Source organism: Pseudomonas sp. NPDC087615, assembly GCF_044743445.1.
Taxonomy (GTDB): Bacteria; Pseudomonadota; Gammaproteobacteria; order Pseudomonadales; family Pseudomonadaceae; genus Aquipseudomonas; species Aquipseudomonas baetica_A.
This window is the reverse complement of the sequence record NZ_JBIUWM010000015.1, coordinates 27,988-40,401: the sequence shown is the minus strand read 5'-3', so window position 1 is coordinate 40,401 and position 12,414 is coordinate 27,988. Positions and strand designations below refer to the sequence as shown.

General features: G+C 59.0%; 10 protein-coding genes. 4 read left to right on the top strand and 6 right to left on the bottom strand.

What is annotated here, in order from left to right:
- Positions 1-13: 13 nt before the first annotated feature.
- Positions 14-415 carry a cytochrome c family protein gene (locus tag ACIOU6_RS09900; protein WP_221730341.1) on the bottom strand — a complete coding sequence of 134 codons (402 nt, stop codon included), beginning with the start codon at positions 413-415 and terminating at the stop codon, positions 14-16.
- A 55-nt stretch (positions 416-470) separates the two neighbouring features.
- Complete coding sequence (locus ACIOU6_RS09895) at positions 471-1,802, bottom strand: PLP-dependent aminotransferase family protein (RefSeq protein WP_401135765.1); 1,332 nt, start codon at positions 1,800-1,802, stop codon at positions 471-473.
- Positions 1,803-1,893: 91 nt separating this feature from the next.
- Between ACIOU6_RS09895 and ACIOU6_RS09890 the strand changes: the two genes are divergently transcribed.
- On the top strand, positions 1,894-2,787 hold the full coding sequence (locus tag ACIOU6_RS09890; protein WP_401135762.1) for a DMT family transporter: 894 nt from the start codon (positions 1,894-1,896) through the stop codon (positions 2,785-2,787).
- A gap of 3 nt (positions 2,788-2,790) precedes the next feature.
- Here ACIOU6_RS09890 and ACIOU6_RS09885 read toward each other — a convergent pair whose 3' ends face one another.
- Positions 2,791-3,606, bottom strand: coding sequence for a cupin domain-containing protein (locus ACIOU6_RS09885; RefSeq protein WP_401135759.1), 816 nt, complete (start codon positions 3,604-3,606; stop codon positions 2,791-2,793).
- A gap of 133 nt (positions 3,607-3,739) precedes the next feature.
- On the opposite strand from ACIOU6_RS09885, the gene ACIOU6_RS09880 reads away from it, so the two are divergent.
- Positions 3,740-4,255, top strand: coding sequence for a carboxymuconolactone decarboxylase family protein (locus ACIOU6_RS09880; RefSeq protein WP_221730345.1), 516 nt, complete (start codon positions 3,740-3,742; stop codon positions 4,253-4,255).
- A gap of 132 nt (positions 4,256-4,387) precedes the next feature.
- On the opposite strand, the gene ACIOU6_RS09875 is transcribed toward ACIOU6_RS09880, so the two are convergent.
- Positions 4,388-5,833: a SulP family inorganic anion transporter gene (locus tag ACIOU6_RS09875; RefSeq protein WP_401135756.1), complete on the bottom strand. Its 1,446-nt coding sequence runs from the start codon at positions 5,831-5,833 to the stop codon at positions 4,388-4,390.
- A gap of 173 nt (positions 5,834-6,006) precedes the next feature.
- Between ACIOU6_RS09875 and ACIOU6_RS09870 the strand changes: the two genes are divergently transcribed.
- Positions 6,007-6,327, top strand: a complete 321-nt coding sequence (locus ACIOU6_RS09870; protein WP_221730347.1) for a hypothetical protein — start codon at positions 6,007-6,009, stop codon at positions 6,325-6,327.
- Between the two features lie 200 nt (positions 6,328-6,527).
- Here the strand turns inward: ACIOU6_RS09870 and ACIOU6_RS09865 are convergent, their stop codons facing one another.
- Both ACIOU6_RS09865 and ACIOU6_RS09860 read right to left on the bottom strand, forming a co-directional pair.
- Positions 6,528-9,599, bottom strand: a complete 3,072-nt coding sequence (locus tag ACIOU6_RS09865) for an efflux RND transporter permease subunit (protein WP_401135752.1) — start codon at positions 9,597-9,599, stop codon at positions 6,528-6,530.
- A complete protein-coding gene (locus tag ACIOU6_RS09860) occupies positions 9,596-10,705 on the bottom strand; it encodes an efflux RND transporter periplasmic adaptor subunit (RefSeq protein ID WP_401135749.1) in 1,110 nt (369 codons plus the stop codon). The genes ACIOU6_RS09865 and ACIOU6_RS09860 overlap by 4 nt, the downstream gene beginning before the upstream one ends.
- Before the next feature lie 212 nt (positions 10,706-10,917).
- On the opposite strand from ACIOU6_RS09860, the gene ACIOU6_RS09855 reads away from it, so the two are divergent.
- The gene (locus ACIOU6_RS09855) at positions 10,918-12,378 is read left to right on the top strand and encodes an efflux transporter outer membrane subunit (RefSeq protein WP_401135746.1); all 1,461 of its coding nucleotides are present in this window, start codon (positions 10,918-10,920) and stop codon (positions 12,376-12,378) included.
- The last annotated feature ends 36 nt before the right edge of the window (positions 12,379-12,414 follow it).

Here is a 12,414-nt window from a genome sequence, read left to right as displayed (position 1 = left end):
GCGTTGCTTGGTTTCACTCGGCAGCGCCTACTGGGGAAAACATCTGCAGATACGCCAGCAGATTTTCGAGTTTCTCCTCATCACTCAGCCCCCAGAAAATCATCCGCGTGCCCGGCACCACGCCTTTTGGATCTTTCAGGTAAGCCTTCAGTGTTTCGTGATCCCAGGTCACCCCTGAGTTCTTCATTGCTTCGGAATACACGTAATTCGCCGACGTCCCGGCCGGTCGACCGATGATGCCGTTGAGCTGCGGGCCAAATCCCGGGCGGGCGGATTCGCCGACCTGATGGCAGCCGCCGCACAGGCGCGGAAAGATTTTTGCGCCGGCCTCGGGGTCGCCTGCGGCGTGGGCAGTGGTGCTGAGCAGGCCAGCAGTGAGGATCAGAACTGAAGACAGTGACGCGGGGTTTTTCATTTAGGCTTCCGGGTCGGCATAAAAAACGGGCGGCGCAAGGGTAGCACTTTGGTTTTCACAGGTAAGCGCCAACGACCGTTCTGACAGTGATCAAGGCCTGGCGCAACACCGCCATGTCCACCGAGCCCAATGCCAGTCGAATCGCATGTGGCGCATGGGGCGACACGGAAAACGGCTCGGCGGTGGTGACCGAAATCTGTTCGTGCATCAATTCCACGACCATCTGATCGGCGCGCACATCTTCCGGCAGCGGTAGCCACAGGAAGTACGAGGACGGATGGCCGATGCAGGTCAGCCCTTTCAGCCACTCGGCGGCCAATGCTTGGCGCGCCTTGGCGTCTTGGCGTTTTTGTTCTTCAAGCAGTGTGACGGTGCCGTCGTCGAGCCAGCCGCAGGCCAACGCCGTCATCACGCCCGGCGTGTTCCAAGTGGTAGCGCGAATGATGCGCTCCAGTGCCGGCACCTTGGGCGCAGGCGCCGCGATAAAACCGACGCGCAGGCCCGTGGCAATATTCTTGGAAAGTCCCGACACGTACACCGTGCGCTCAGGCGCCAGGTCGACCAACGCACGCGGTGGGTTTTCCACCAGAAACGCGTAGGCCGCGTCTTCAATGATGGTCAGATCATGCCGCCGGGCAATCGCGACCAGTTGCTCGCGCTGTTCAAGGGGCGTCACCCACCCCAACGGATTGTGCAGGGTCGGCATGCTATAGACGGCGCGCACCGAACGGCTGTGACAGAGCTTTTCCAGCGCCTGAAGATCCGGCCCCTGATTGCCGAGCGGGATCGCCACCACTTCCAGATGCAGGGCCTCGGCCAACACTTTGAACCCGGAATAGGTCAGCGCATCCGCCGCGATCACATCGCCCGGTTTGAGCAGCGCCATCAATGTCACCGCCAGTCCTTGCTGTGCACCGTTAACGATCAGCACTTGCTCGGTATCGACCTGTACGCCACGGGTTTGCAAGTGTCGAGCGACAGAGGCGCGTTCGTGTTGACGACCCGCGTGGGGTTGGTAGCGCAGCAGCGCTTCGAGATCACCGGACAATGCCAATTGCCGCAGCGCAGTGCGCAACAGGTCAGCCTGACCGGGCAGCGACGGGTAATTGAAATTGAGGTCGATCATGCCGACCGCTACGTCCTTCTGATCAATGCCCAGCCCCGCCGATAACGACGTTTCACGCACAAACGTCCCTCGTCCGGTCTCGCCGCTGACCAGGCCCATCGCCTCCAGTTCGGCGTACACCCGCGAGGCCGTGACCAACGCCAACCCCTCTTTGGTGGCCAGTTCTCGATGAGTGGGCAATCGCGTACCGGGCGCCAGACGTCCCGCGCGAATATCGGCGGCGTAGAGGTCAACGAGGGTCTTGTAGCGGGAGCGCGGCATGCCGGGATGTATCCATGACAATTTTTTGATTGTGCTGATTTTCAGCCACAGCATGGCGGCAATGCAACCCCACCTTTGAGCATGCCTTCGTATGGAACGGACTTCGAACCTGCCTCACCCGGCCGCGGAAAAAACCAGCGGCTGGATCAACGGTTTTATCGGCGTGGTGATCTTCAGTGGATCGCTGCCGGCCACCCGGGTGGCCGTGCTGGAGTTCGATCCGGTGTTTCTCACCGTGGTGCGCGCCGCCATCGCCGGGGTATTGGCGGTGGCATTACTGTGGTTATTTCGAGCGCGGCGACCGGCACGAATTCAGTGGCGGTCGTTGCTGATTGTGGCCATGGGTGTGGTGCTCGGGTTTCCACTGTTGACCGCACTCGCGCTGCAACACGTCACGTCGGCGCATTCGATTGTTTTTGTGGGATTACTGCCACTGTCTACAGCGATTTTCGCCGTGCTGCGCGGCGGTGAGCGGCCTCGACCGGTGTTCTGGGGCTTCTCGATTCTTGGCAGTGCCCTGGTGGTGGGCTTCGCGCTGTCCCAAGGTATCAGCGCCTCGCCCACCGGTGACTTGCTGATGCTCGCGGCGATTCTGGCGTGCGGCCTCGGTTATGCCGAAGGCGCAAAACTGTCGCGAACCCTCGGCGGCTGGCAGGTGATCTGCTGGGCATTGGTGCTGTCGTTACCCGTGATGGCGCTGTTGAGTCTGTGGCTGGCGCCCGTCTCGTTCCGTCACATCAGCCTGTCGGCGTGGCTGTGCCTGGCCTATGTGTCGCTGTTCAGCATGTTGATCGGGTTTGTGTTCTGGTATCGCGCACTGGCGCAGGGCGGGATCGCGGCAGTGGGGCAATTGCAGTTGCTGCAACCGTTTTTCGGTTTGGCGCTGGCCGCGACGTTGCTGCATGAACAGGTTAGCGTCGGCATGCTCGCGGTGACGCTGGGCGTGATTGTGTGTGTGGCCGGGGCGAAGAAATTCGCCCAGTAATGCTCAGGTTGCGGCTTTCCACTCCCGAGGGCTTAATCCGGTCTTGCGTCGAAACGCCCGGGCCAGCGCCGAAGGACTTTCGTAACCGACCTCTTCAGCGATCAGTGCAATCGGTTTGCCCTCGCGCAGGCGTTTCTGCGCGAGGCTGACCCGCCAACTCAGCAGATAATCGGCCGGAGTCTGCCCGACGACGCGGTGAAACTGCTCGGCAAAACCTGCGCGGGACAGATTGGCAGCAGTCGCCAGGTCGGCCACGCTCCATGGTTTTGCCGGTTGTTCGTGTATCAGGTTCAAGGCGCGAGACAAACGCGGATCGGCCAGCCCGGCCATCATTCCCGGTTGTTGGTCACGATTGCTGATGAGGTGGCGCAACAGCAGAATCACCAGCAATTCGAACAGCCGATCCATCACGGCGACGCGCCCGCAATGCCCTTCGAAAGCTTCCTTGAACAGCCACTCCAGGGTGTTGCCCAGTTCGGGGATCTCGGTGAGTTTGAGCACCAGATAATCCGGCAGTGCGGCCGCCAGAGCATTTCCGGAGCCACCGTCAAAGGTCAGTGTCGCGCAGACCACTCTTGTGTCCATGGACTCGTCAGCAAACATTCGGTGGGAAAAGGGTCTGGGAAAGAAAATCAGCGACGGCTCATCGAGTCGTATCTCGCGCTCACTGCCCGGCTTGAGCAACAACTCCCCCGCCTGCAACAGATGCACATGCCCGTTTGGCTCGCCGTCATGAACGCTGACGCCGCAAAAGTTGCCGCTGTGAAACGTGCCGGCATGGACAGCGAAATGGCTGAGTAATGTGGAAAGGCGATCCATGGGCGACTCCTCAAGGGCATATCTGGACGATCTGTCGCATATCCTCGACGATTTGCACCCAATGCGCCAGCCGCCCTCATTAACATCCTCTCCATCGCCGGCGCACTTCGCACCGGACTTTCGGAGAATCACCATGAGCCGTATCCATGCTATCAGCCTCGACACCGCCACCGACGCCACCCGCCCAGTACTGGAAGGCGTGAAGAAAAAAATCGGCTTCCTGCCCAACGTGTTCACCACACTGGCCAAGGCCCCGGTGGCGCTTGAGACCTACCTGCAAGCCTCCGCGATACTCGGTAAAACCTCGCTGAGCGCGAAGGAGAAAGAAGCGGTTTACCTCGCCACTTCGCAAGTCAACGGTTGCGATTATTGCCTGGCGGCGCACACCCTGTTTGCCAGCAAGGCCGGCTTATCGGCGCAGGACATCGTCGCAGCGCGTCAGGGCGAACTCAACGCCTACGCCGCCCTCGCCCATCAACTCACCGAAAGCCGGGGTCAGTTGAGCGACGAGCAGATTGCCGCCGCGCGCGCTGCCGGGATCGATGACACGAAAATAATTGAGGTGATTGCGCTGGTGGCGGTACAGACACTGACCAACTACCTGAACAATGCGGCGTTGACCGATATCGATTTCCCGGCGATCGACTGAACCTCGCGGGGGCAAAAACCACTGTGGGAGCGAACTTACTCGCGAAAGTGCCGGATCAATCAACATTATCGTTGAATGACACCCCACCTTCGCGAGCAAGTTCGCTCCCACAGCCGATCAGCAGCGCAGTGCTCAGTCGTGAGCAACGCCCGCACGTTTGAGCAGTTTCTTGCAGCGTTCCGACAGATGAAATACCTGCAAATGCTTGCCGGCCTTTTCGTAACGCTCACGCAGGGTTTTCAGCGCGGCAATCGCCGAGTAATCGACAAAGCTCAAATGCCGGCAATCCAGCGTCACTTTTTGCGGATCTTTGGCCGGGTCGAACTGGTTGAGGAACGGCGTCGCCGAGGCGAAGAACAGCGTGCCGTGCAAGCGATAGAGCTTGCTGCCATCGGCTTCCATATGTTCATCGGCGTACAACTCACGGGCCTGCTGCCAAGCAAAATTCAACGCGGCGATGATGATCCCGCACAGCACCGCCGTGGCCAGATCGGTGAACACGGTGATGATGGTCACGGCGATGATCACCAGCACATCGTTGAGCGGCACTTTGTTCGCCACCCGCAACGAAGCCCATGCGAACGTCTGCTGCGACACCACGAACATCACGCCGACCAGCGCCGCCAGCGGAATACGCTCGATCAGCGGCGACAGAAACAGAATGAACAACAGGATCAGCACGCCCGCCACCACGCCGGACAAACGCCCGCGCCCGCCAGAGCTCAAGTTGATCACGGTCTGGCCGATCATCGCGCAACCGCCCATCCCGCCAAATGCACCGGAGACCATGTTCGCCGCACCCAACGCCACACATTCGCGATCCGGGTAGCCACGGGTTTCGGTGATTTCGTCAGTGAGGTTGAGGGTCAGCAGGGTTTCCAGCAGGCCGACCAGCGCCATCAGGATCGCGTATGGGGCGATGATGCGCAGGGTTTCAAAGTTCCACGGGATGTCCGGCAACGCGAAGGTCGGCAGGCCACCAGCGATATGCGCCATGTCACCGAGGGTGCGGGTCGGCAGGCCGAACAGATACACCAGCAGGCCAACACCGAGGATCGCCACCAGTGCCGGCGGCACCGCTCGGGTCAGGCGCGGCAAGATGTAGACGATGGCCATGGTCAACAACACGAGCCCGGTCATCAGGTACAGCGGCGTGCCGCTGAGCCAGTCTTCACCGCTCTTGAAATGCTCCAGTTGCGCCAGCGCAATGATGATCGCCAGGCCATTGACGAAGCCGAGCATCACCGGGTGCGGCACCATGCGCACCAGTTTACCCAGGCGCAACAGCCCGAACGCCATCATGATCAAACCGCCCAGCAACACCGTTGCCAGCAGATATTGCACGCCTTGCTGCACCACCAGCGCGACGATCACCACCGCCATCGAACCTGCCGCACCGGAGACCATCCCCGGCCTACCACCGAACAACGCGGTCAGCGTACAAATGATGAAGGCGCCGTACAGGCCCATCAGCGGATTGAGGTGGGCCACCAGCGCAAATGCAATGCATTCGGGCAACAGGGCAAACGAGGTAGTGAGTCCGGCCAGGACATCGGCGCGCAGACGTATCGGTTTCATGGCTTACCTGATTGAGCGGCCGCCAAGCACGGCCGCTTTTATTGGGTGAAAAGAGTGTTGCGCAAAAGAGGGTTGCGAATGTTACGGAATTGTCCGCGATGGAGCCAGTGATCGCTGACACTTGTGGACCCGCGCTTTATGCTGGCGCTCTTGTGCACTGATCGAGTTCGAACATGGCTGTATTTCTGACCGCCCGCGAGGTTTGCCAACGATTGCGTGAGGCTGCGCTGGGCGTGCTTGCGCTCAAGGTGTGCGAAACACCCAACGAATCCGGACGGGTAGTGATCGACATCGAAGGCTGGCACCTGCTGCTGGATTTTGCAGGAGAACAGTTGCATCACTGTGAATACGCCCGCGACCCCGATGGCCAGGAAGGCACGCTTGAGACGTGGCAGCGCTATGGCACTGATCCGGTGAGTTTGCTCAGTACCTGGGAATTGGCGCGGGTTGAAGCCTTGCTGATGGGGCCGGCGAACGCGGCGGTTCAGTTATAGCACCGCGCCAACAATTCGCCTTCCCTACAGACGTTCACGCCAACCGTGGCAGTTGCCTGCGATCAGCCACGCTCAGCTCATTGCCCAATCCTGGGATGGCCGGCACCAAGGGAGCAGCAGCTTCTTGGGTTTCATCACGATCCGGAACGCGATTAACGCTTGCAACCCCCTCTCATCGGTGCCTATGCCAGTTTTACTGATTAAGTCCGCACTTTGTTGTCAGGACTGATCTTGAACCAGATGGAATACATCGCTGGCAGGAACACGAGTGTCATGGCGGTTCCGACGAGGGTGCCTCCTATAAGGGTGTAGGCCAGAGTGCCCCAGAACACAGAATGCGTCAGGGGAATGAATGCCAGGATGGCGGCGAGTGCCGTTAGCAGTACCGGCCGAGCACGTTGCACCGTGGCTTCGACCACCGCGTGAAACGGCTCCAGCCCTTCTTGCGCGTTGTGATGGATTTGCCCAATCAGAATCAGCGTATTGCGCATCAGGATGCCCGACAGGGCGATTAAACCGACCAGTGCATTGATACCAAATGGCTGCTGGAAGATAAGCAGTGTCGGTACTACACCAATCAATCCTAACGGCGATGTGAGGAACACCATGATCATCGCCGAGATCGAACGAACCTGCACAATGATGATGAGCAAGGTCATGGCTATCATGATTGGCAGCAACGGCAGGATCGCCTTGCCAGCCTTGCCAGACTCCTCGATGGCACCCGCCTGCTCAATCCGATACCCGTCTGGCAGTTTCTCAATGATCGGTTGCAACGCCTTCATGATCACACTTGAAACATCCGGCGGCTGCAAGTCTTCGGCAATGTCGCCACGTACGGTGATGGTCGGAGTACGATCACGACGCCGAAGGATCGGATCCTCCATGCGTACATCGACCTCCCCTACCTGGGACAACGGGATGCGCTGTCCCGATGCACCGACTAACGTGAAGCCTTTGATTTGCGCCGGGTCGAGCCGGATATTGCCCGCAGCACGACCGACGACCTGCACTGAACGGATATCCTCACGAACCGCTGTGATGGGAACGCCGGTCAGCAGGAACTGCAGTTGTTGTGCAACCGCGTTTGAAGTCAGCCCCACCGCCTGCAAGCGGTCCTGATTCAAGGTGAAATGCAGTGTCGGCGTCAGCGGGCCCCAGTCGGTATTCACCGTTCTCATCATAGGGCTATCCTGCATCACGCCCCGGACCTGCTCCGCAATGTCGCGCAATTTGGCAGGATCGGGTCCCATCACCCGGTAGGCCACCGGAAATGGCGAATAAGGACCAAAGACAATTTGAGCCGCCCTGACACGGGCTTCGGGGGCAAGCCCGGCAGTAACCGCTTCGCGAAAACGGTTTTTTAGGGTTTCACGTGCCTCCTGACTGTCCGTCAGCACTACAATCTTGGCGAACGATGGATCGGGCAGTTCTGGCGCCATCGCGAGGAAAAAGCGTGGCGCACCTTGCCCAATATAAGCAGTGACGATTTTTGCCTCCTTCTGCTTTCGCAGCCAGGCCTCAACCTTGGCGGCAGCGATACTGGTCTGCTCGATGGAGGTTCCGTAGGGCATTTGCACCTCGACCATGACCTCGGGACGGTCCGAGGTGGGGAAGAACTGCTTCTTGACGAGCCCCATGCCTGCAACGGCCACGAAAAACAACGTGATAACCGTGCCGGCCACCAGCCATTTACGGGCGATAACGCGTGTCAGGACCTGACGAAAGCGGTTGTAGTGGGGCGTGTTGTAGATAGCCGCATGTCCACCCTCCACGGTCTTGATGTCTGGCAACAACTTCACCCCCAGATAAGGGGTGAAAGCCACCGCGACGACCCAGGAGGCAATCAGAGCAATGCCCACAATCCAGAACATGTTGCTGGTGTACTCACCGGCCGTTGACTGCGCGAAGCCATTCGGCAAAAAACCGATAGCCGTCACCAAGGTACCGGACAGCATCGGTGCCGCCGTGTGACTCCAGGCATACGCGGAGGCTTTGATGCGATCGTAACCCTCCTCCATTTTCACAACCATCATTTCGATGGCAATGATGGCGTCATCTACCAGTAACCCCAGCGCCAGGATCAGTGACCCAAGCGTTATACGGTCAAAGTTCTTTCCGGTGGCCGCCATCACTACAAACACTATCGCCAGTGTCAACGGTACGGCCGCGGCGACAACCACGCCTACTCGCCAGCCCATGCTGAGAAAGCACACAAGCATTACCACCAGCAGCGCGACAAAAAATTTGACCATGAACTCGCCAACGGCCGAGTCAATGTTTACGGCTTGATCGGTCACCTTGGTCAGCGTCATGCCCAGCGGCATACTCTCATTGATTTTAGTCGTCTCGGCGTCCAGTGCCTTGCCAAGATCCAGACCGTTCCAGCCCTCTCGCATCACTATGCCCAGCAATAGGGCATCTTCGCCGTTATTGCGCACAATAAAGGTGGCGGGATCTTCATAACCGCGCTCGACTGTCGCTACGTCAGAAAGCTTGAGTGTCCGTCCCTGCAAGGCAACAGGTGTGTCACGAATGCTCTGCAACTTATCGAAGGCACCATCGAGACGCAGAAAAACCTGTGGCCCGCTGGTTTCTATTGATCCGGCGGGGGTCAGCACATTCTGACCGTTCAGCGCGGCGAAGATGTCCTGAGGCGATACGCCAAGTGTGGCTAACCGATCATGGGAGAACGAAACAAATATCCGTTCGGCTTGCTCACCGATGATGTTGACCTTCTTCACACCTGACACATGCAACAGGCGCTGTCGCAGAGACTCCGCATCACGCACCAGCAAGCGCTGCGGCTCGCCTTTGGCTTTCAGAGCGAAGAGCGCAAATGTCACGTCGGAATACTCGTCATTGATCATGGGCCCGATGACACCCGCCGGCAGCCTGATGGCTTCATCGTCCATTTTTTTTCGCGCCTGATAGAACTCTTCCTGCACTTGCGAGGGTGGCGTGCTGTCGAGCAGCGACACCATCGTGAAAGCGAGGCCCGGACGCGTATAGGTTTCAGAGCGGTCATACCACTTGAGTTCTTGCAGACGCTTCTCAAGTGGCTCGGCCACTTGGTCCTGCATCTCCTGTGCTGTAGCCCCCGGCCACGCCGTGATGATTGTCAACTGTTTGACCGTAAATGGCGGATCCTCAGCACGCCCCAATTTGAAGAACGCCAGGACACCTGCAACGGCAATCAGAAAAATCAGAAACACGGTGACAGATCGCTCGCGAACCGCGATCGCGGAAATATTGAATCGCCCCTCGTTCATGGACGACTCCCGGCAACATTGGCGTGATCCTGCTGAGGCACTCTCACCGCCTCCCCATCGCGCAGCAGATGTGCGCCTAGCGCGACAATCTGCTCGCCGACGTTGAGGTTACCGGTGACTCGCGCCGAGTCGTCGCTCAAACCCAGGACTTGCACCGGTCGCCAGGTCACTTTTGCGGGTGAGCCGCTAATGACCCATACGCCTGGACCTTTACCTGGGTCAAAAACAGCAGCGATGGGCACTTGCAACGTCGGCTCTGGTGTTGAGCCTTCTTCAATTGCGAGGGTAACAGTCGAACCTATCGGTGCATTGGCCAGCGTCCCCGCGAGGACATACCGCGCCTCAAAGGTGCGTGTCACACGGTCAGCCGAGTCCGAAAGCAGTCTGAGTTTCGCGGTAACGGTTCCCGAGTTGTCCCCATAGAGCTTCGCCTGCGCGGTTGATCCGGCAGCCGGACGCAATGTTTCGGGCAAATACACAATGGCCTCGCGCTGACCGGCTCGAGCCAGTCGAACCACGGTTTGTCCCGGGGTGACGACCTGCCCTGGCTCGGCGAGTGTTTCCACCACAACACCGTCGGCATCTGCAACCAGTACCGCATAACCAGAAGCATTACGCGCAACGTCAGCCTGCGCCTCAGCGGCGTTGAGTTGCGCCTTTGCGGTATCTGCGGCGGCCTTGATCAGGTCGTAGGCCGATGCAGAGATGGCGCCTGCAGCGACCAGGTCGCGATATCGAGCCTCGTCATCGGCTGTCTGCCTGGCTCGGGCCCGGGCGGCTACCACCGACTCCCGCTGTGCTCGCGCCTCTAGCATCAGGTCAACGGGATCGAGGCGCATAAGCGGCTGCCCACGCTTGACTTTCTGACCGGTATCTACCAGCCGCTCAAGCACCTTGCCCGATACGCGAAATCCCAAGTCGCCCTGGACGCGAGCAGCCACCACCCCCGTGAAAGAACGAGAGATGTCGGACGACGCCTGAACAGCAATGGGCCTTACCAAAGGGGCCTGCGTGCGCGGATCCTCAACGGTGGATGAGTCACCGCACGCCGTCAGGACGAGAGGCAACAAGCATGCGGCAATGGGGAAAGGTCGGAGCCGGCGCATAGATTCCCTTACTTAAAATAGGACGAATGTCATATTCTCAGCCTAGTGACCAATATCGTCAACAGTCACGAACTATCAAATAACCCGCGTGACGACCAATAACTAGGAAACCTCATAAAATCGAGCCAATTCTGAAACAACACAAATCAAGTCAATTGACAGCATGTGACCATTACGTAATATGGTCACAAACACGCCGCCAAGGAATCTCAATGCCTCCCCTCCGTCCTTTTGCTCTTTTGGTTAGCGCCGGCTTAATGGCAGGCTGCACGGTTGGCCCGGACTACCATCGTCCAGACGCTCCGCTTTCGGATCATTACATGGGTCAGCCTTCTGCCGAGCTGCGGCCTGAAGCGACGCCGAGCAACCTAGTCTCCTGGTGGGAAAACTTTAATGATCCTTTGCTGACCGCCTTCATCTCCCAGGCACTGGAGCAGAATCTGGACCTGGCACAAGCGTCGGCACGAGTCACACAGACACGGGCCGGATTAGGGGCGGCCACTGCGGCACTTCTGCCCTCTGCAAACATCAACGGACAGGCCGCGCGCTCTTATCAGTCAGTCGAGACGCCACTGGGCCAGGTGTTGAATTCAACACCTGGCTATGACCGATACGGAAGTTCCTACGAGGCCAACCTTGAGGCGCGCTGGGAGGTCGATGTATTGGGTGGGCTGCGCCGAGGGCGCGAGGCTGCACTGGCTGAGTACCAGGCGTCCAAAGCAGGTTTAACTGCTACACGACTCGTGATCGCCGCGCAGGCTGCCGACATCTACATCACCCTTCGCGGATTACAGACACGACTGGATATTGCCAACAAACAAGTCAAAACACAGCGCGAGTTGCTGGAGAAGATCCAATTGCTCTACAGCAAGGGTTTGGCCGCCACCTATCAGGTTCGTCAGACTGAGGGCGAACTGTCGCGGATCCAGGCAACAGTTCCCGCATTGCAAACCGGTCTGGATGCGGCCATGAATGCAATGGATGTAATGCTCGGAACGCCTCCAGGGACTCACCGGACCCAACTGGCGAGAGAGGGAAGCATTCCTGCTGCGCCGCCGCTAAAAGCGCTGGGAACACCGGCCGACCTGCTACGACGCAGGCCGGATCTGATCGTGGCCGAGCGCCGACTTGCGGCCTCCAACGCACGCATTGGAGAAGCCATTGCCGAGTACTATCCAAAATTCTCCCTCAGCGCACTGCTCGGTAGCGCTACTGCGGTATCCAGCGGCAATCTTTTTTCCAGCGGCGCCAGTCAGTCGGCAGGTGTTTTGGGCCTACGCTGGAGACTCTTCGATTTTGGACGTATCAACGCCCAAATCAATCAAGCCAAAGGCCAGGAAGCTGAAGCGTTGGCCGCCTACCGCCAGTCAGTGCTACGCGCAACAGAAGATGTAGAGAACGCGCTCTCCTCACTGGTCAATCGGGAAACCCAGGCAAATACCCTTACCAGAGGGGAGACAGCTCTGACTCAGGCTCGCGAATCGTCATTCACCGCCTATGAAAAGGGCACGGCCAGCTTGATCGATGTCCTGCGTGCCGACGAGACACTGCTGCAGACCTCCGATGCCAGGGCGCAAGCGCGAACGGAGTCCGCACGTGCCGCGGTGGCTGTATTCAAGTCTCTCGGTGGCGGCTGGCAGCCCGTTGAATCTCAGCCTGTAGCGGCGCGATGAGCAACAACCCCAGATAGTTTTTTTCAAACTCCAGCA